The 18,931-nt window shown below is 54.9% G+C and carries 17 protein-coding genes; 6 read left to right on the forward strand and 11 right to left on the reverse strand.

From position 1 onward, the window contains the following. Positions 1 to 13: 13 nt before the first annotated feature. Entirely contained in the window at positions 14 to 1,102 is a 1,089-nt protein-coding gene (locus tag QMG93_RS24150) for a sugar ABC transporter substrate-binding protein (RefSeq protein ID WP_281941020.1), read from the reverse strand. Between the two features lie 342 nt (positions 1,103 to 1,444). Further along, positions 1,445 to 1,600 carry a hypothetical protein gene (locus QMG93_RS24155; protein WP_281941022.1) on the reverse strand — a complete coding sequence of 52 codons (156 nt, stop codon included), beginning with the start codon at positions 1,598 to 1,600 and terminating at the stop codon, positions 1,445 to 1,447. 166 nt (positions 1,601 to 1,766) lie between these two features. Between QMG93_RS24155 and QMG93_RS24160 the strand changes: the two genes are divergently transcribed. Together QMG93_RS24160 and QMG93_RS24165 are read left to right on the forward strand one after the other, a co-directional pair. Further along, the gene (locus QMG93_RS24160; protein ID WP_281941025.1) at positions 1,767 to 2,708 is read left to right on the forward strand and encodes an S-layer homology domain-containing protein; all 942 of its coding nucleotides are present in this window, start codon (positions 1,767 to 1,769) and stop codon (positions 2,706 to 2,708) included. 198 nt (positions 2,709 to 2,906) lie between these two features. Then, positions 2,907 to 3,698, forward strand: a complete 792-nt coding sequence (locus QMG93_RS24165; RefSeq protein WP_281941027.1) for an alpha/beta fold hydrolase — start codon at positions 2,907 to 2,909, stop codon at positions 3,696 to 3,698. An 82-nt stretch (positions 3,699 to 3,780) separates the two neighbouring features. Here QMG93_RS24165 and pyk read toward each other — a convergent pair whose 3' ends face one another. Next, positions 3,781 to 5,208: a pyruvate kinase gene (gene pyk / locus QMG93_RS24170; RefSeq protein WP_281941029.1), complete on the reverse strand. Its 1,428-nt coding sequence runs from the start codon at positions 5,206 to 5,208 to the stop codon at positions 3,781 to 3,783. Positions 5,209 to 5,385: 177 nt separating this feature from the next. Between pyk and QMG93_RS24175 the strand changes: the two genes are divergently transcribed. The 3 genes from QMG93_RS24175 to QMG93_RS24185 all read left to right on the forward strand — a co-directional run bounded on the left by QMG93_RS24175 (position 5,386) and on the right by QMG93_RS24185 (position 8,083). Then, positions 5,386 to 6,168 (forward strand): AraC family transcriptional regulator, encoded by a 783-nt coding sequence (locus QMG93_RS24175; RefSeq protein WP_281941031.1) that lies wholly within the window; start codon positions 5,386 to 5,388, stop codon positions 6,166 to 6,168. A gap of 117 nt (positions 6,169 to 6,285) precedes the next feature. Further along, complete coding sequence (locus tag QMG93_RS24180; protein ID WP_281941033.1) at positions 6,286 to 7,509, forward strand: FAD-dependent monooxygenase; 1,224 nt, start codon at positions 6,286 to 6,288, stop codon at positions 7,507 to 7,509. Positions 7,510 to 7,648: 139 nt separating this feature from the next. After that, the gene (locus QMG93_RS24185; RefSeq protein ID WP_281941034.1) at positions 7,649 to 8,083 is read left to right on the forward strand and encodes a thiol-disulfide oxidoreductase DCC family protein; all 435 of its coding nucleotides are present in this window, start codon (positions 7,649 to 7,651) and stop codon (positions 8,081 to 8,083) included. 26 nt (positions 8,084 to 8,109) lie between these two features. Here the strand turns inward: QMG93_RS24185 and QMG93_RS24190 are convergent, their stop codons facing one another. Next, positions 8,110 to 8,943: a helix-turn-helix domain-containing protein gene (locus tag QMG93_RS24190; RefSeq protein ID WP_281941036.1), complete on the reverse strand. Its 834-nt coding sequence runs from the start codon at positions 8,941 to 8,943 to the stop codon at positions 8,110 to 8,112. Positions 8,944 to 9,068: 125 nt separating this feature from the next. Between QMG93_RS24190 and QMG93_RS24195 the strand changes: the two genes are divergently transcribed. Next, the gene (locus QMG93_RS24195) at positions 9,069 to 10,085 is read left to right on the forward strand and encodes a Gfo/Idh/MocA family protein (protein WP_281941038.1); all 1,017 of its coding nucleotides are present in this window, start codon (positions 9,069 to 9,071) and stop codon (positions 10,083 to 10,085) included. 59 nt (positions 10,086 to 10,144) lie between these two features. On the opposite strand, the gene QMG93_RS24200 is transcribed toward QMG93_RS24195, so the two are convergent. The 7 genes from QMG93_RS24200 to QMG93_RS24230 form a co-directional block, all read right to left on the reverse strand. After that, positions 10,145 to 11,059: an alpha/beta hydrolase gene (locus tag QMG93_RS24200; protein ID WP_281941039.1), complete on the reverse strand. Its 915-nt coding sequence runs from the start codon at positions 11,057 to 11,059 to the stop codon at positions 10,145 to 10,147. 134 nt (positions 11,060 to 11,193) lie between these two features. Continuing rightward, positions 11,194 to 12,438, reverse strand: a complete 1,245-nt coding sequence (locus QMG93_RS24205; RefSeq protein ID WP_281941041.1) for an ABC transporter permease — start codon at positions 12,436 to 12,438, stop codon at positions 11,194 to 11,196. Next, on the reverse strand, positions 12,435 to 13,184 hold the full coding sequence (locus tag QMG93_RS24210) for an ABC transporter ATP-binding protein (protein WP_281941043.1): 750 nt from the start codon (positions 13,182 to 13,184) through the stop codon (positions 12,435 to 12,437). Before QMG93_RS24210 ends, QMG93_RS24205 begins: the two co-directional genes overlap by 4 nt. Before the next feature lie 91 nt (positions 13,185 to 13,275). Further along, positions 13,276 to 14,055, reverse strand: coding sequence for a formate/nitrite transporter family protein (locus tag QMG93_RS24215; RefSeq protein ID WP_281941044.1), 780 nt, complete (start codon positions 14,053 to 14,055; stop codon positions 13,276 to 13,278). A gap of 59 nt (positions 14,056 to 14,114) precedes the next feature. After that, positions 14,115 to 14,453, reverse strand: coding sequence for a nitrite reductase small subunit NirD (gene nirD / locus QMG93_RS24220; RefSeq protein ID WP_281941045.1), 339 nt, complete (start codon positions 14,451 to 14,453; stop codon positions 14,115 to 14,117). Positions 14,454 to 14,481: 28 nt separating this feature from the next. Next, on the reverse strand, positions 14,482 to 16,914 hold the full coding sequence (nirB, locus tag QMG93_RS24225) for a nitrite reductase large subunit NirB (protein WP_281941047.1): 2,433 nt from the start codon (positions 16,912 to 16,914) through the stop codon (positions 14,482 to 14,484). A gap of 238 nt (positions 16,915 to 17,152) precedes the next feature. After that, on the reverse strand, positions 17,153 to 18,409 hold the full coding sequence (locus QMG93_RS24230) for an APC family permease (RefSeq protein ID WP_281941049.1): 1,257 nt from the start codon (positions 18,407 to 18,409) through the stop codon (positions 17,153 to 17,155). Between the last annotated feature and the right edge of the window lie 522 nt (positions 18,410 to 18,931).

Raw genomic sequence — 18,931 nt, forward strand, 5'->3', positions numbered from 1 at the left:
ATTATTCAGATGGTTACTTGGCCGCCGGTTTCTCGGCTTTCTTCAGCCAGTCGGTGTAGCCTTGCTGGCTGTTGCCCCAACCTTTCACGTGCTCGCTCAGCTGAGCGGTCGAGATCTGCTGCTGCGGCAGCTGGTCGCGGGAGACGAATGCCGGGTCGAGAACGACGTTGTCCGGCGTTTGGTCGCCGTGAAGCTTTTGGTACAGGTAACGAACCTGAATGCGTCCGATATCCTTCGGATCGACGGCGGCGGAAGCGATCCACGGGCTCTTTTGATCCTGGATCATTTGCAGGTCCTCGTCGCTCATATCGATGCCGTATACTTTAATTTCCGTGCGGCCCGCTTGCTGAATGGCCCGCGACGCACCTTTGGCGAACTCGTCCCAAGCGGCCCATACGGCGGAGATATCGCCTTTGTTCGGGTATTTCTTCAGAATCGCTTCCATTTGCGCTTGCGTATCCAGTGCAGTGTTCTGTGACGCGGCGCCAAAAGCGGCGATTTCCTTAATGTCCTTGTTTTTATCCTGGAATTCTTTATAAGCGACTTGACGGCGTTCCATCGGGGCGAAGCCTGCAACCCAGATTTTGACGATGCTGCCTTTGCCGCCGATGTCTTTCGCCAGCTTGTCCAGCGTCATTTCGGCCATCTTGGCATCGCCCTGCTCCAGTACGGTCACGCCCGGAATCTTCAGATCGGCGTCGAAGGCGACGACCGGGATTTTCTTCTCCAGCGCCCGCTTCACGCCTGCTTCCAGCGCTGCCGCGGTCCCGTGATCGATCAGGATGCCGTCGACCTTCTGGTTGATGGCGGCGTCGAGGTTCGAGGCCATCTTGGCAAGGTCGCCGTCGGCCGGAGTGACGGTTACTTTGCCGCCGAGCTTCTCGACCTGCTCCTTCACGCCCTCGATATACTGCGCGGAGAAGGTGCCGAGGTTGATTTGCATAATAAGCGCGATCTTTTTATTCGCGAGCGGGTTGTCCGAGCTGTTTTGGGCGTTCGTGCCGCCTTGCTCCGAAGCCTGCGGTTTCGCGCCGCAAGCGACCATGCTGATCGAAAGCACGAAGATGAGTACCAGCAGGACGCTTTTTCTCCAATGTGACATAACGATGAGTTCCTCCCCCGAATGACTGTAATTATATAATTCCAATGGAATTAGTAGGTGATAAATACTTTACCATTCTTATTCATAAACGGTCAATATGTAGGGGAATATTTTTAGGGACGATCCTTCAAAAAACTACAAAATACGACAATTTGAATCATACCCCTCATACTAGCACAGACCTCTCCGGTTGGGAACGGGGAAAATGGGCGTTTTCCGAATATTTATCCGTCCACATATGGAAAAATGTAAAAAAACTCCGTCATCGGATGATGAAACGGAGGAGGTTAGCAGTTATTGTACGGATTCGTGCCGGGGGTGAGCAAGGAAAGCCAACCGCTTTTAATGAAATAAAAACGACACGGCTACGACCGCAACCGAAACGTAATGCAGCAGATCGAGCCACGGCTTCCTCGGACGCCGGAAAAGCTGGAACGTCATATACACAGAACGGATGACGATCAGAAACAAGGCGATTTGCACCAGCGCTACGGGCATGCCGACTTCCTCCCGGTTCATAATGGTATCTATTTACAGCTTATGCGCCATTTTTCGGAACATGCCTCGGATGGGCGCTGCCGGATCGGCTTTGCTGCAACATTTGGCAGGCCCCGTCCGTTTAGTAAGTAACTCCGGAGTAATCAGCGAAAGGTGGTTCTTGATAATGATGAAAAAAACAGTGGCATTCCTGTCGGCGGCAGCGCTGCTCGGCAGTTTGACAGTCGGTTCGGCCTCGGCATTCAACGATTTGAGCGCCGATCAGAAGGAGCCGATCATGGCATTGAAGCAGCGCGGAATCGTCAGCGGGGTGGACGGCGAGCATTTCGTCCCAACGGGCAAAGCCAGCTATGCGCAAACCGTTCATATGCTGGTCAAAGGGCTGAATTTGAATATGGACACGATGCGCTTCGTCAAGAAGCCCGAGGCATCGGATTATTATTCGAACGTGCCGAATAACGCGTGGTACGCCGAATCTTTCGTGATCGCCCAATTGAACGGCCTGCCGATTCCGAAGAATGTCGACCCGAACGGCACGATTACCCGCGAGCAGTACGCAGATCTGCTAATCCATGCGATCGATACGAAAGGGATGTACCCTGTGATCGAAATGTTCGTTACTTTCGCCGATCAGGACGAGATCGATCCGAAGGTGAGCAACAGCGTGCAGCGGATGGTGCTGCACAAGCTGATCAAATTGGGAGAGGATACGAAGTTTTATCCGAAGCGGGAGCTGACCCGTGGCGAAGCGGCCGTCTGGCTGCACAATGCGATCAAGTTCGTCGAATCGCACGCGAATGCGCAAAAGCCGGCCCCGCAGGAAGACGTTAAAGTAACGGTGGAAAAAGTGAACGACGACGTGAACAAAGTCGTGCTGTCCCGCGGCGAAAAGCCGACGGGCGGCTACGGTATCGCGATTAGCGGCATTCGGTTCGAAGCGGACGGCCGGGCGGTCATTACGTACACCTTGACCGATCCGAAGCCGGACAGCATGAACATCCAGGCGATTACGGAGCCGACGACGGAAACGTACGTATCGTCCAAATATAAACCGGTAGCCGAGCCTGCTGCCGCGACGAGCGTCAGCCCGGCCAATCCGCAATCCTAACCGGCTGAGCGCAAATGGAAAGGAAGGAGCCGGATGTCCGCCAATCTCCAGGGAGGGAGCGGACATTCGGTTCTTTTTTGTGCAGCAGTTTATTTTGGCACCGCTCCGGATTCGAGGCGGAAATTCCCGGGTAAAACGGGTATAATACCCTTAAATGCTATCTATCGATGGCGTGCGAAAAAGGAGGAGTGGTTCACCATGGACAAGCTGTATGCGGACGTAAACGGCACGAGGCTGGCCTACATCGACCGGGGGCAAGGAACCCCTGTCATTTTGCTTCACGGCTTTTGCGGGAGCTCGGCTTATTATGACGAAGTCGCGCCACTGCTTGAAGGCCGCTGCCGGGTAATTATACCGGATCTGCGCGGGCACGGCGCATCCGCCGCCCCCGAGGGGACGTATACGATGGAGGCGATAGCAGACGATATCGCCGCGCTAATCGAATGGCTGAATATCGGACGTCCGGTCGTGCTCGGCCATTCGCTGGGCGGGTACGTGACGCTTGCGCTGGCCGAGAAGCACGAAGACAAGCTGCTTGCGTTCGGCTTGCTTCATTCGACCGCTTTTCCGGACGATGAGAAGGGCAAGGAAGGCCGGCTGAAGGCGATGGAGACGATCCGGGAGCAAGGGCTGCCGGTGTTTATCGAAGGATTGATCCCGAAGCTGTTCGCTCCGGCCCATCTGGAGACAATGCCGGAGGCGGTGCGCAAAGCGAAGGAAATCGGGCTGGGTACAAGCCCGGAAGGCGCGGTTCGTACGCTGGAAGGAATGCGGCAGCGGCCGGACCGCAACGCCGTATTGTCCGCTGCACAGGTGCCGGTGCTGCTCGTCGCCGGGACGGGCGATCAGATCATTCCGCCGCAGCGTACGTTCTCCATCGACAAGGAGGCTTTTCAGCGCAGCCAGATCGACGGTGCCGGACACATGAGCATGATGGAAGCGCCGGGCGAGCTGGCGCAGGCGATCCTTGCGTTTACTGCGAAGCTTTAATCGAGCTAAAAAAAGGGATGACGGCGGCCGTCGTCAGGCTAAGCCTGGACACGCGGACGCTAGTCATCCCTTTGCGTTTAGTTTAATGCATCAAATCGGACACATGCTGGATCTTGATGAGGTTGGTCGTGCCCGTGCTTCCGAGAGGTACTCCGGCCGTTATAACGACCAGATCGTCGGCTTCCAGCAAGCCTTCTTTTACTCCGCGGCTGACGACGGAGGAGAACAGCTCGTCCGTCGAGCTGACCTGTTCGCCCAGGATCGGGACGACGCCCCATACCAGATTCAAATTCCGCATGACCGTCTCGTTCGGCGTGATCGCTATGATCGGAGCGTCAGGACGATATTTGGACACCATACGGGCGGTGAAGCCGGTCGCGGTGGAGGTCAGAATCGCCTTGGCATGCAGATCGTCGGCCGACTCAACGACAGCTTGGCTGATCGCCTCGGTCACGCTGCTGCGGACCAGCACGTGGCCCAGCTTGCGCTTGCGGTATTCCGGCGACGATTCGCTCTGCTCGGCAATGCGCGCCATCGTGGCGACCGACTCGACCGGGTATTTGCCCGAGGCCGTCTCCCCGGACAGCATCACGGCGTCGGAGCCGTCAAACACAGCGTTGGCGACGTCGCTTGCTTCCGCACGCGTCGGACGCGGGTTGTTTTGCATCGAATCGAGCATATGCGTCGCCGTAATGACCGGCTTGCCGGCCCGGTTGCACTTTTGGATCATCTGCTTTTGAATAATAGGCACGTCTTCAACCGGAATTTCCACGCCCAAATCCCCGCGCGCCACCATCAAGCCGTCCGAAGCCTCCAGAATTTCGTCCAGATTATCGACGCCTTCCATGTTTTCGATTTTCGAAATGATTTGAATGTCAGGCGCCCCGTACTGCTCCAGAAGGTGCCGCACTTCCAGCACGTCTGCCGCTTTGCGGACGAACGACATGGCGATCATATCGATGCCCTCCCGCACCCCGAAACGGATGTGCTCAATATCCCGCTCCGTCACGCCGGGCAGCGAGGTGCTCACACCGGGAAGGTTGACGCCTTTGCGCGCCTTCAGGACACCGCCGTTCAAGATCCGGCAGTGGATTTCCGTGTCTGCGATTGCTTCCACCTTCAGCTCGATCAGCCCGTCGTCAATCAGGATGGACGTACCGACGGATACATCCTTCGGGAGGTCCGGATACGATACGGGAATGCGCTGCCCGTCCCCGAGAATCGGCTCGGTCGTCAGCACGACCTGCTCGTTCTGCTTCAACGTGTACGAAGCGTCAACCAGCTTACCGGTGCGGATTTCGGGGCCTTTGATATCGATCATAATGGCAATGGGCCGGTTCAGCTCTTTTCCGGCTTGCCGGATATTTGCAATGCGGCTGCTGTGCTCGGCCGGCTCGCCGTGGGCAAAGTTCAGCCGGGCGACGTTCATCCCCGCCTCAATCAGCTTTTTCAACTGCTCCACCGTCTCGCAGGACGGGCCGATCGTACATACTATTTTCGTTTTTCGCATGGGTCTCATTCTCCTTCGGCTTGTCCGGACATCGGGGACTCCGTCATCTCCGAATTTTCCGGGCAGATGCATGATGTCTGTAATGAACGTATTGTAACGAAAAAATTGCCGTTGCACTATGAAATATAGTACACTTTTTGTAAAATAGTTTGATCATCTTGTGAAGGAGGTTCGGGAATGATTCGGCTCATGGCTTCGGCCCACGATTTGGGGCACGGGTGGAACATCGCCTTCGAGGACAGCCCCCAAGCCTATTCGCTTCATGCCGTGGCCTACGGGAAATGCTGTTATTGGGTCCGTCACGAGAAGATCGTGATGGAAAAAGGCGACATGCTGTTTGTGCCGCGCGACGTGCCGTTTTACGCCAAGAGTATTCCGACCGTCGCTCACGAGAAATATCGCGTCGAGTTTACCGCAGAGCCGGAAGAGGGCTGGCTGCCGGTACTGAACGAAGCTGGCCCGGTTGTGTTTAAACCGAGAAATATGGACCTGCTGCTGCGGCTGATGAAGAAACTGCATGCGCAATGGACGGACCGGCCAGATTATTACCAGGTGAAATGTCTGAGCCTTTTGCTCGATCTATTGGCCGAGTTCAATCGGGACTATGACGCCTTCCGCAAGCCTGATGTCAAGAGCGCGCAGACCGCCCAGATGAAGAAATATGTTCAAGAGCATTACCGGGAAAAAGTGACGAAGGAAGAGCTCGGCCGGTTTATCGGCAAAAGTCCAGCTTACGCGGCGACGATCTTCAAGGAAACGACCGGGCAAACGATCGGGGAGTACGTCCATGCGCTGCGGATCGAAGCGTCCAAATATTTGCTCCGGCATTCGGAGCTGACGATCGGCGATATCGCCGATCATCTGGGCTACTGCGACCAGTCGTACTTTCAGCGCACCTTCAAACGGATCACGGGCGAGAAGCCTTCCCTCTACATGAGCGAACGGGAAAAGAAACGGTAGACGACAGCTCTCCGTTGACGCAAGGTCAGAGGGCGGAGTATACTGAAAATATAAAAGTGAGTGCTCACTCATTACAGATTTGAAGTCACGATCTTCGCACAAACGGAGGCGATAACGATGGTTCATCGCGTGATGGAAAAAGACGTTTGTATTGCGGGAGGCGGCCCGGCCGGACTCATTCTCGGCATGCTGCTGGCCAAAGCTGGTGTCGACGTCGTTGTGCTGGAAAGTCATGACAACTTTGACCGCGAATATCGCGGGGAGGTACTTCAGCCGCGCTTTCTGCAGCTGCTGGAGCAGGTGAATTTGCGAAGCTATATCGAATCGTTCCCTTCGTCGAAGGTGCGCAAGGGCGCGCTTTATTACAAAGATAAGCGGCTCGGCGAGTTCAGCTTCGACAACATTTCCGAGGAAATCCCGTACGCCCTCTGGATGCCGCAGCCAATTTTGCTGCAGGCGCTTTATGACAAAGCGAAGTCGTTGCCTTCCTTCGAGCTGCTGTTTCACGCCGCAGTGAAGGAGCTGCGCTATGAGGGGGAGCGGGTAACCGGAGTCGTCGCCCAGACGCCCGAAGGGACGCTGGAGGTACGCGCCCGCGTTACGGTCGGAGCGGACGGCCGCTTTTCGGCAGTCAGCCGGCTTGGCAGGTTTGAGATGGAATATGAGCACCTCGCGGGCGATCTGATCTGGTTCACGATCCCGAAGCCGGACGATTGGGGCGACGAGCTGCGGCTTAAAATAACCGACGGCTACGGCTACATCATTTTGCCGAAATACCCGAACTGTCTTCAGGTCGGCGTCGCCGTGCCGCTGGGCGAATGGAAGGCGATCCGGGAGCACGGCATCGAGCCGTTCCGCCAAGAGCTGCTTGCTGCGCATCCGGCATTTCGCGAGTTTGCCGAAGCGCTGACCGATTTCAAGCCGTTTGTGCTTCTGCAGGTCAAGGACTTTTACGTCAAAGAGTGGGCCAAGGACGGCTGCCTGCTCATCGGAGACGCGGCGCACTGCGCTTCTCCCGTCGGCGCGGTCGGCGTATCCTTATCCGTCACCACGGCCGTAGTTGCGGCGGATGTCATTTACGATGCGCTCCAGGACGGCGACGTGTCTGCGGATCGTCTCGGACGCGTTCAAGCGCTGCGCGACAGCGAAATTCGCTCGGTCCACAAAATGCAAGCGCGTGCGGCGAGGATGTTTTTTACCTCGACCCCGTTCATTCGAACGTTTGCGCCGGTGGTTATCTCCTTGGTTACGCGTACGAAGCTGTTAGCGGCGGTTCAACGCAGGGTGCTGAGCCTGTCTGGCAAGGTGCCGATACATGAGCGGTTTACTTTTCAAGACTAAAGTTTAGATAGAGTTTCACTCGTCACCGGTCCCGGAACGCATACGTCGTCTCCCGGGACCGGTCTTTTTTGAGCGCCAAAAAGAGGACGTATGGTGTACAATACAATAAAGAAAGGTTGCGGAAGGGGGCGGAACGGCAATGAAGAAGAGTTCGCACAAGGATACGGAAGCGGAGCGGCATCCGCTTGTGTTTTACGACGGAGTGTGCGGATTTTGCCAACGGGTCGTGCAGTTTATTATTCCCCGCGATCGAAGCGCCGCCTTCCGGTTCGTCGCCATCCAATCCGAGACCGGAAGCCACCTGCTGCGGCGGTACGGGCTCGATCCCGCCGAGCTGAACACGTTCGTGCTGCTTGAGCAGGGACGGGTGTACACGCGCTCGACTGCGGGACTCCGGGTGCTTCGCCGGCTGGACGGAGCGTGGCCGTTGCTTTATACGTTTATCGTGGTCCCGCGACCGCTGCGGGATGTGGTTTATCGCTGGATCGCAGCGAACCGGTACCGCTTTTTCGGCAAAAGCGATTCCTGCATGCTGCCGCCCCCGGAAGTGCGGGAGCGGTTTCTCGATACGTGAGGGCATGCTATGTCTCCCCGTCTCGCCTACCGGTTGCGGTACTGCCCGGGGGGAACCCCGACAAGCCGCTTGAACATGCGGATAAAGTGCGAGTAGTCGTTGAAGCCTGAGCCTTCACAGGCGGCGGTGACATTATGCCCCTCCTGAAGCAGCTTTTTGGCACGGGCAATCCGTTTGAGCAAAATATATTCGTGAATCGTGCTCCCCGTATGCTTGCGGAAGAGACGGCTGAGATAATAGCGGTTCATATAAAATTGCCGCTCCAGCGCTTCCAATGTCAAATCGTGCTCCAGATGCCCGTCGATATATTCGAGCAGCGGCCCCAGCTTTTCGTTCGTAGCGGCCGGGCTGTACCCGGTGCCCGAGCGACGGTCGCGGAACGCTTGATTCACCAGCACGAGCAGCTCGATCATGCACGCGGTCAGCAGCAGATCCGCTCCGTCCTGAGGCTCGGAAAGCAGAAGCTCGGCCTTCTTGAACAAAGCGAGCGCGGCATCCAGCCGGGGGCCACTGAGCGCGATTCGATTGGATTCCCCTTGCGGCCGGTTGACGAAGCAATCGAGCAGAGGGAAATCCGAGACCAACGCAAGACCGGCGGCGATGGAAGGATCGAAATGGATAACGACATTTTCATACGGCGCATTCGAACGAAAGGTCGGCTTATGCAGCTCCCGGTTGTTCAAAATCAGCATGTCGCCATAGCTGAGCGGGTATACGTTTTTATCGATCAGATAATGCACGTCGCCGGCGATAAAAAAGTAGATCTCAAACCGATCGTGAAGATGAAAATCGAATTTTGGAGGCGTTTCCATCCGGCGATGGGTAAAGTCGAAATACTTGTTTTTTCCGTGAATATACATGGCCGTTTTCCTCTGTCGGGTAAAAGTCAAAAAAAGCAATAAATGTAGCAATCGATGCAAGGAAGTTGTATTTATTATACGTCATGATGGAGTTATTCTACCACTGAAGAAACTAGGTGAACTCTGTGAAGCGTTTAGGTACGGCTCTGATTGGCTGCGGCGCCATTGCCGCCGTTCATTTGCAAGCGATCGCCAAGCTTGGCTTGGCCGAGTTGAAGGCCGTTGTCGACACAGACGAAACGGTCGGGCGGCGAACCGCACAGCAGTACGGCTGCGATTATTACGCAGATTACCGCGATATGCTGAAGCGCAGCGATATCGACGTCATTCACGTATGCACGGGCCATTATCTGCATGCTCCCATGGCGGTCGACGCGCTGGCGGCAGGCAAGCATGTGCTGACGGAGAAACCGATGGCCGAGAACAAGGCGTCGGCGCGCACGATGCTGGAGGCGGCAGCGAAGTATACGAGTGTGCAGCTCGGCGTCATTTTTCAGAACCGTTACAATCCCGCTTCGGTTCGTATGAAGCAAGCGATCGATTCGGGTGAGCTTGGCAAGCTGCTCTGTATGAAAGGCATCGTGACCTGGCACCGTAGCCCGCAGTATTATGAGACCGAATGGAAGGGGCGCTGGGCGACGGAGGGCGGCGGCGTACTCATCAACCAAGCGATTCATACGCTCGATTTGCTGCAATGGTTCGGCGGCGAGGTAGAGAGCATTAAGGGCTCGATTTCTACGGATGCGCTTGAAGGCGTCATCGAAGTCGAAGATTCGGCGCATGCTCATTTGGAGTTCGCCAGCGGGACGACGGCGGTGTTTTATGCGACGAATGCGTACGGCGTCAACTCTCCGGTGGAGGTGGAGCTGGTGTTCGAGCAGGGCCGTCTGCATTTGCTGGGCGACACTTTGTATCTGCACCGGAACGGCACATCGGCGGTTCTGAGTGAGCCGGTACCGAACGACCTTGGGGCAAAATCGTACTGGGGCGTCAGCCACGGCTACCAAATCCGCGATTTTTACGAGCATGTGCTGGAGGGACGGCCTTACGCGCTGAACGGGCCCGAGGGCTACAAAGCGCTCAGGCTCGTGACGGACATTTATGAATCGTCCCGCAGCGGACAGCGGATTCGCTATACTTAACAAATCGAAAAAACGAGCCTCCGGCCCATAAAAGCACCGTGGCTCATTTTTTCTGCATGTTACAGTTTTTCCAAGAACGCCGTCACTCTCTGCACATACTCCGCTTTGAGCGGCGGATAGTTCCGGGCATGCCCTTCTGCTGCCGTCGTCCACAGCTCGAATTTATCCTTGTGCTTCTCCCACATCGACTCGCTGTTGCTGTAGGGAATCGAAGGGTCTTTCGTGCTGTGAATGAACAGCACCGGCCGCGGGTAAATGCGGTCGACCGCCGCGAGTCCGTCCACCTGATCCGTATCGACCCCGATCATCGGGGGCAAAATGCTCAAGATCAGCGGCGTAAAAGGGAAATTGGGCAAATTGGACCAAACGGGCAAATTGTCCTTCAAATAGCGGGTCAAATGATTAAACGGACTATCCGCTACAACGCCGAGCACGGACGGCTCTTCCGCCGCAGCCAGCAGCGAAGTGCTGGCTCCCATCGAGAAGCCGAGCAGCGCCAGCTTTCCGGGATGGTTTTTGTTCATCCAATCAATGGCCCCGAGCAGGTCATGCTTTTCATAGTAGCCGATCGATGTCACGCTACCTTCGGATTCCCCGGCATTGCGAAAATCGAACATCAGCACACTATAGCCCCGGTCCGTCAGCTCTTTGGCTAATGACAACGCTTCGGCGCTTTTTTGCAATCGGTTGTTCTTGTACCCGTGGGCCATAATGATGTTCGGTTTGACGGCTGCGTCTTCTCCCTCCGTCACTTTGCCCGGCAAGTACCAGCCTTTCAAGGTCAGTCCGCCTTCGCGGCTCGGAAATTGCACGTTTTCGTAGGCGAGCCCGAGGCGTTCCGGCGAATCATCCAGAGACTTCGGCACAGGGTGGGATAGCTTCCATCCCACATAAACCGAGATTCCTATGCAGGCGATCACCGCTACAGCCAGCAGTCCGAGGACGATTCGCAGCCATAATGGGCTCCTCGACATGCTTCTTCGCCTTCGCGGCGCTCTCGATATCGCAGGGGTTGGTTTCATAGGTCGCGTTCCTTTCTTTATCCAAAAGCGGTCTGATTCTAAAAGCAATCCCCATTATACGACAGGATCGAATAAGGGGACAGGGGCTATTTCTTTTTTGCGGCTTTCTTCGCGCGCATGGTCCATCTGGCATACCCGTAAGATAGTGCCAGCCCGGCGCCCAGCGTCACTAGGGCGTATCCGGGATGCGACATCGCCCACAGCAATGGCATGCCAAGCAGAAGCAGGCAAGCGGCATGAATGCGGAAACGGACGGTCGCTGCCGAACGCATGCGCAATTCCGGCGGAAGCGGGTAGATGTACGACCAATCGGAATGACGGTACGCTTTTTGCAGCTCTTTAAGCTGGAGCATCGTCAGTCCCGCAAACAGGGCGAACAAGAAAACGGCAAGTGCATCGCCGCGGGTCCAGGCAATCAGTAAGAAGCCGAGCGCCGTCAACCGCATCGTAATTCCGCCGAGCTCGGAGCGAAGCCATACCAATGTGAACAAGTAACGGTAAGTATGAGCCGAATCGTACCTGAAGCCTCCCAGCCCCCGGAGAAGCTTCATCGGCGCGCGAATCGGCGACGGACGGTTCGGGATATCCGCTACATCGATAAAATAGTTCAAAACCCTGAAAATCCGCGCCCGCTGTCTTTGCTCCGTTTCGGCGAGCCTTAGCCAATTCAAGATTCGTTTGCCGCCCATGAGTCGCAGCGCCCCGAGGTAAACCAGCAGCACGGCGGAGACGGCCAACGTCCCCGTCCACAGCGGCAGGCGGAGCAGAAGCAGCGCCGCTGCGGCGGCAACGATCCAACGAAGGGCCGACCATAGAATGATCGGCAGACGGTCCGTCAGCTTTAGCTCTAGCCATGCGCCATGGATGAGCACGCGTTGCGCGAGAATCGCCATGATCAGCACGTGAGCGAATGGAACGAGGCTTCCGCCGGCCACCATGGCATACATCGGCCAAGCCGCCATCCACACGGCAAGCAGCAGGAACGACTGGATCCAAAATGACCGCATCACCGCCTGATGCATATAAACCGACAGCTTCGTCTCCATCGGAAGCAAATAGATGAAGTCCGCGTTCCTTATGTAGGTCCGAACCGGGGATACAGCCAAGAAGGGCAGGAGCACAAGCGCTGCGGTCTCACGAAACGGAAAATCCGGCGGCGCCTCGCTTAGCAATCGGGTATAAAAGTATCCTCCGGCCAGCATAATCAAAATAGCTGCGTAAGAGAAGCTTTGCAGCGCATATCCGGCATAGGGACGTACTTCCCGCCAAAACTCCGAAGTTCGTTTGCTCCACAATCCCGAAATATCGGAAGGCAGCTCGTGTTTGTTCATCGCACCGTCACGTCCCGGGTAACCAGGCTGCAGAACAAGTCGTCGAGCGAAGCGCCGGGCATATCCGCCTGCTTCCGCAGCGCCTCCACGTCCCCCTCAGCCGTCAGCTGGCCTTGATGGAGCAGAAGAAAACGGTCCCCGTACCGTTCGATCGTGGACAAAATATGCGAGCTGATCAGAATGGCGCCGCCGCTTTCTTTAACCCGGACCATCAGCTCCAGCAGTGCCCGGATGCCGAGCGGGTCGAGGCCGAGAAAAGGCTCGTCGATAATATATAAGGCAGGCCGTACGAGAAAAGCGCTCATAATCATGACCTTTTGCTTCATCCCTTTGGACAAATGGGCCGACAAACGGTTCCAGTTGGCGGTCATTTGAAATTCGTCCAGCAGGGCGGCGGCGCGCTCCTCGAAGGCGTCTTTAGGGATGCCGTAAGCCATCGCGGCCATTTCGAGATGCTCTTTCACCGTCAATTCTTCGTACAAAAGCGGGTTTTCCGGTACGTAGGCATACGTCTGCCGGTAGGCTGTCGGGTCTTGCTCCACGGATCTGCCGTTAAGCAGAATTTGACCGCTGTGCGGCTGCATCAAGCCGAGGATATGCTTGATCGTCGTGCTTTTGCCGGCCCCGTTCAAACCGATCAGGCCGACCATCTCTCCCGGACGAACCGAGAACGATAGCTCGTGCAGCACTGGCCTTTTGCGGCTGTATCCGCCGGTCAGCTTTTCCACCTTTAATAAAGGCTGCATGTCCATTCACCTCATCGCTATTGTACCTTGTTTTCCCCGGAAAAGAAAAAAATGCCGCAGTCGCGGCAAAGTTTTCTTGTCTTCAGTTAAGTTACTTGCTTCGCACGGGAGAGATGAACCAGTAAGCCATCCCGACGAAAATGCCGCCGCCGACGATGTTGCCGAGCGTGACCGGAATCATATTGTTAAGCCAGCCGCCAATCGAGATCGTTTCGGGATGCTGCGGCAGCAAATAGGCCAAACTAAGCAGTGTCATATTGGCTACGCTATGCTCATAGCCGCTCGCGATAAAGGCATACAGGCACCACCAGATGAGCACCAGCTTGGCGATATCTTCCTTCGCCCTTCCGGCCATCCATAAAGCGAGGCAGACTAGCCAGTTACACAGAATGCCGCGGAAGAACGATTCCCAGAACGGAAGCGCCATTTTTTTGGCCGCAGCGGCGAAGATCAGATGCTCCGGCGCTGCCGTTTTGAAAAGACCGGTACCGACGATGAGCAAGGAAAGGATTACGGCTCCGGCCAAGTTCCCGAGGAACACGATCACCCAGTTTTTCAGCGTATCGCCTACCGTCGTTCGGCGGGCAAGTGTGCTCATTGTAAAAAACATATTATTTCCGGTAAATAGTTCCGAGCCTGCGAAGACGACAAGCGTCAGCGCCAAACCGAAGGACATCCCCATCACCATGGGCTGGAAAGGGGACTTCGCAGCCGCCACCGGCGCTCCGACGGAGAAGATCAATATAATGCCTAGCCCCACGTACGCTCCGGCCAGCAAAGCGGACACTACATAGCGGGCGAGATTCTCGTTCATTTTCTCTTTCTTTTTTACAGCCGCTTCAACGATTGCTTCTACGCTTGATGTAAACATACGGTGGTCCTCCCCGGCTACTCTTCTGCGTTGTATAAAAGTCGGTCAAGCTTTCCGCCTCAGACGGTTTGGATTGCAGGTGCAGCGAGGTAAACCTGACCGCCTTCCACTTTTGCCGGAAACGTCAGCACTTGTCCTTGATCGGGGAGCTGTACGAGCCCCGTAGTCAAATCGATTTTCCAGTCATGAAGCGGGTCGTACAGGTAATGCCCCGATACGATCCCTTCTGCGAGCGGTCCGCCTTTCGGATGCGGACTGCGATTTTCCAGCGCATAGATTCCTCCGTCCGAAGTTCTGAAAATGGCGATATCCCATTCGCGCCATTTCACGGTGCGTCCGATTTGCGGCAAAAACTGATCAAGCGTTCCGATCGGATAAAAAGTTTCCTGTTCCTTCATATAGTCCAAACTCCTTCCTGTATTTAGGTTATTGGGCTGCCGGCTCCAGGTTTTGGAACAAGGCCGTGCGCGTATCCGTATCGTTCAGCATTTTGGTCCACGGATCTTTTACCTGCACCAATGCGAATTCGATCCGCTCCACTAACGCTTTGCGATTTTCCATATCGTCAACGACCGCCTTGCGGATCGTTTCCAGGCCCATGCGTTCCACCCACTCCGAAGTCCGCTCCAGATATTTTCCGGTTTCCCGGTAATGCTGAATGATGGCCGCACACAGCTCGATCAGCTCTTCATCGGTCTTTACTTTGCAGAGCGAATCGGCCAATCGCGCTTTAATTCCGCCGTTGCCGCCGATGAACAGCTCCCATCCGCCGTCATTGCCGACAATGCCGATATCTTTGGTGCACGCTTCGGCACAGTTTCGAGGGCATCCGTTCACGGCCATTTTGAATTTGGCGGGCAGATCCAGACGCTCGAATTTGCGTTCGAGGAATGCGCCCATGCTCATCGAATCCTGGGTACCGAAGCGGCAAAATTGCGCGCCGACGCAGGTTTTAACGGTCCGCAGCGATTTCGCGTAGGCATAGCCCGAAGGCATCCCCAGCTCTTCCCAAACTTTGGGTACATCTTCTTTTTTCACGCCGATCAGATCCAGCCGCTGACCGCCGGTTACTTTAACAACCTTCACATCATACTTCAGCGAAACGTCGGCGATTTTCTTCAAATCCTCCGGCGTCGTAACCCCGCCGTACATCCGCGGAACGACGGTAAAGGTGCCGTCTTTCTGAATGTTGGCGCTCATGCGTTCGTTTACGAAGCGCGATTCCTTTTCATCCTGGAATGTATCCGGATAAATCATGCCTAAATAATAGTTCAGCGCCGGGCGGCACTTCGAGCAGCCTTCAGGTTGATTCCAGTCCAGCACATGCATAATTTCTTTCGTTGAGGTCAATCCTTTAGCTCGGATCTCGGCGACAATTTCATCGCGGCCGAGGGTTGTGCAGCCACAGATGCCTTGCTTGACGGAAGCCTTGAAGCCGTCGCCAAGAACATGCTGCAGAATTTGCTCAACGACCGGTTTACAGCCGCCGCAGGACCGCGTTGCTCCCGTGCAGGCTTTAATTTCGTCGACCGTCGTCAATCCTTGTTCCGTAATGGCGTCGACAATCGTCTTTTTGGTTACGCCGTTACAGCCGCACACGATTTCCTCATCAGCCATGGCTTCCACCGAAGCCGCGCCTTTCGCTCCGCCGCCGCAGCAGCCGGTACCCATGAGCGAGTCGTAAATTTCGTCGGTCATCACGGTTTTTTGCTTGATCAGCTTTTGCAGATTGGCCGATTCCGTAATATCGCCGAAGAGCACCGCGCCCACCATCACATTTTGTTTCAGCAATATTTTTTTGTACGTTTGCTTCCATTCGTCCTTATGGGCAATGACGACATGCTCCGGATCTTCGATAAACTCGCCGGTGGAGAACACGTCCACACCCGATATTTTCAGCTTCGTCGATACGACCGAGCCCTCATAGGGGAGCGTATCTACGCCGCACAGATGCTTGGCAAGCACCATGCCTTGTTCAAAAAGCGGGGCAACCAGTCCGTAGCAGACACCGCGATGTTCATTGCATTCGCCGACGGCATAAACGTCCGGCATGGAAGTTTGCATATAGTCGTCTACCACGATACCGCGTTTCGTCCAGATTCCGCTTGCCTGCGCCACGGCCACATTCGGCTTGATGCCTACGGCCATGACGACGAACTCCGCCTCCAGCACCGTATTGTCGGCAAACCGCAGCCCGGCCACACGTTCGTCTCCGAACAGTTCTACCGTCTTTGCCCCCATCTTAAATTTGATGCCTTGACGTTCGAGCTCCGCCTTCAGCATCGATGCTGCCTGATGATCCAGTTGGCGCTCCATCAGATCTTCCATTAGATGAACGACCGTTACGTCCATGCCGAGATGAACAAGGCCTTTGGCCGCTTCCAGTCCAAGCAGCCCTCCGCCGATAACGGCCGCCTTCTTGTAGGATTTGGCTGCCTCCAGCATTTGCTGGCAGTCCGAAATATCCCGGAAGCCTATGACGCCTTGCTTGTCGGTGCCGGGGATGGGCAGAATAAACGGATTCGAGCCCGTCGCAATAATGATTTTGTCGTAAGGCACACGCTCTCCATTTTCCGTTACGACCTCATGAGCAGCTTGATCGATATACGAAACCGTCGTTCCGGTATGAAGTGTAATGCCGTTTTCTTTATACCAATCCCATCCGTTTAATACAATATCGTCGAATGTTTTGCTGCCTTCCAGCACATAGGAGAGCAGAATACGATTATAGTTGGGATGCGGTTCACTGCCAAAAACGGTAATATCGAATCGTTTTGTCAATTTCAAAATTTGTTCCACGGTACTGATGCCAGCCATTCCATTTCCGATAACGACAAGTTTCTCTTTATTGAGGGTCATTGTCCGGCCTCCTCGAAAGCTTTGAATTTTCTTTTGTATAAGGAAAGTATACAGGGAAGCTAACGAAAAATTAGTGATTTTTTTCACAACTATGCGATATTTATCACAGAGGAGCATCAAATGTGACAAGTTTAGTACACAACTGCAAGTATGCCTCATGTTCTTCGCTGCCAAAATGCGAAAAAGACCGCCGAATTTTCGGCTAACTTAGCCGGAAGGGCGATCTTTTTTCATATCGTTATGGCGAATTCACGGCCGAACCTTTGCGTCGATATCGCAAATACAGCAGGCAGCTCGCAGCCACGACGGCCGGTACGGCCAAGTACTGCATCGAAAAGGGCGCAATCGCCAAACAAAGCGTTGACGATGTCAATGCAGCCCAACGTCCGGCCTTGTCGCTCCACAACAGCTTAACGCAGGCAAACGAAGCTACAATATATACGAGAATCCCGAGCGTGGTGGGCACCAAAATTAATCGGTCCACGGAAAACGAAGCCGCATAGCTGAAAGCCAGCGTCAACGTATTGGTCACAAACAGAAAGAACACCGAACGGTAGGGCGTCCCGTTATTGCTCGTTTTCGCAAACCATCGCGGCAGCTTTCCTTCGACGGCCAGCGCATACCCGAGGCGGGAAGAGCTGGCGAGGTACACGTTCAGCGTGCCGAGACAGACGATACAGGCTACAACCACGGTTGCCAGCCCCGCGTTTAATCCGAGTGCCCGGTTCATCAGTGCAGCCAGCGGCGCTTCGGTCCCAATGTCTCCATACGTATGCGTTCCAATCGTCACTACGGATAACAGCGTATAGACGGCGCCGATAATAAAAACGCTGGCCCATGTACAGCGCATCACGTCCCGCTGCGGGTTGCGGAACTCCGGTACGAGATGGGTGATGCTTTCCCAGCCGAAGAACGCCCAAAAAATAAGCACGCACGCTTGCCCGACCCCGGTCAATCCGTGAGGAGCGAAAGGGCGGAAGTGGACCGCCTCCATGGCCGGAAGGCTGAAGGCAATTGTCAGCACCAGCAGAACGAGCACGATCCCGCTTAACCCCAGCGATACGAGTCCGCTGATGCGCATCCCGAGCAGGTTGGCAGCGAGCGCCACTACAAGAAATAGAAAGGCGAAGCCATACAGCCATTCGCCTGCCAGTCCGAAAACCGTAACAATATAAGAAGCGCCGGTTAATCCGACCACGGCTTGTCCCGTCGCAACCCAAGCAAAAAAGAACCAGCCGACGACGGCGCCGGACCTTTCTCCGAACGCCTGCTGCACGATCGTTGCGATTCCGCCGTAGTTTTCGTATTTCAGTGCAAGTCTGGCAAACGTGTAGGCAATCGGAACGCTTAATAAGGAGAGCAGGAGCCAAGAGATAATCGCCGCGGGCCCGGCGGCGTCCGCCGTGTATCCCGGCAAAATCAGAATGCCCGATCCCAGAACCGCCCCCATATATAGAGCCACGCCTTGCGCCATCGTAATTGTTCGTTTCGTCATCCGCGTCCCCCGCTTCTTAATCTTTATCTTCTTTAAATAGATTAACATGAAAGAGGATATTTTTGAGAACTCTTGCGCATAAGACAGCAATTATGTTATAGTGTCATTCCGGCCGTTTGAGCCGGTCACAAGTTTCACGTAGATTAAGTGCAAAAGTTGATAAAATTTGGACTTGCATCTCCTCCGTGAAATGTGGTAAAGTTACTTTCGCTGTCTTATGCAGCACTTGATTACAACTTCTGCGCTTGCGGGTTCGTCCCCTGGAATGGAAAAATAAAGTGCTTGCCAAATAGACAGCAAATGTGATAGAGTAATGAACGTTGTCTCGAAAGCCTTGCTTAATTGAAACGGCTGAATGGCCTGGAAAAATTAACAGTTGCAATCAGACAAACAATGTGGTAAGTTAGTCTTCCGGCTGTTTGGAACAAACGGTTCGGAGGTATACTAAAACCAAATTGCCCTTTGAAAACTGAACATTGAGTGAGTGTCATAAAGAGAATGAAAATTCTCGTCAGTAGTAAC

Source organism: Paenibacillus tyrphae (assembly GCF_027925525.1).
Classification (GTDB): Bacteria; Bacillota; Bacilli; order Paenibacillales; family NBRC-103111; genus Paenibacillus_G; species Paenibacillus_G tyrfis_B.

Bases quoted from the DNA above. Each gene is read 5' to 3' on its own strand.
- QMG93_RS24150 (WP_281941020.1), bottom strand. From the start codon at position 1,102: ATGTCACATTGGAGAAAAAGCGTCCTGCTGGTACTCATCTTCGTGCTT.
- QMG93_RS24155 (WP_281941022.1), bottom strand. From the start codon at position 1,600: ATGCCCGTAGCGCTGGTGCAAATCGCCTTGTTTCTGATCGTCATCCGT.
- QMG93_RS24160 (WP_281941025.1), top strand. From the start codon at position 1,767: ATGATGAAAAAAACAGTGGCATTCCTGTCGGCGGCAGCGCTGCTCGGC.
- QMG93_RS24165 (WP_281941027.1), top strand. From the start codon at position 2,907: ATGGACAAGCTGTATGCGGACGTAAACGGCACGAGGCTGGCCTACATC.
- pyk (WP_281941029.1), bottom strand. From the start codon at position 5,208: ATGCGAAAAACGAAAATAGTATGTACGATCGGCCCGTCCTGCGAGACG.
- QMG93_RS24175 (WP_281941031.1), top strand. From the start codon at position 5,386: ATGATTCGGCTCATGGCTTCGGCCCACGATTTGGGGCACGGGTGGAAC.
- QMG93_RS24180 (WP_281941033.1), top strand. From the start codon at position 6,286: ATGGTTCATCGCGTGATGGAAAAAGACGTTTGTATTGCGGGAGGCGGC.
- QMG93_RS24185 (WP_281941034.1), top strand. From the start codon at position 7,649: ATGAAGAAGAGTTCGCACAAGGATACGGAAGCGGAGCGGCATCCGCTT.
- QMG93_RS24190 (WP_281941036.1), bottom strand. From the start codon at position 8,943: ATGTATATTCACGGAAAAAACAAGTATTTCGACTTTACCCATCGCCGG.
- QMG93_RS24200 (WP_281941039.1), bottom strand. From the start codon at position 11,059: ATGTCGAGGAGCCCATTATGGCTGCGAATCGTCCTCGGACTGCTGGCT.
- QMG93_RS24205 (WP_281941041.1), bottom strand. From the start codon at position 12,438: ATGAACAAACACGAGCTGCCTTCCGATATTTCGGGATTGTGGAGCAAA.
- QMG93_RS24210 (WP_281941043.1), bottom strand. From the start codon at position 13,184: ATGCAGCCTTTATTAAAGGTGGAAAAGCTGACCGGCGGATACAGCCGC.
- QMG93_RS24215 (WP_281941044.1), bottom strand. From the start codon at position 14,055: ATGTTTACATCAAGCGTAGAAGCAATCGTTGAAGCGGCTGTAAAAAAG.
- nirD (WP_281941045.1), bottom strand. From the start codon at position 14,453: ATGAAGGAACAGGAAACTTTTTATCCGATCGGAACGCTTGATCAGTTT.
- nirB (WP_281941047.1), bottom strand. From the start codon at position 16,914: ATGACCCTCAATAAAGAGAAACTTGTCGTTATCGGAAATGGAATGGCT.
- QMG93_RS24230 (WP_281941049.1), bottom strand. From the start codon at position 18,409: ATGACGAAACGAACAATTACGATGGCGCAAGGCGTGGCTCTATATATG.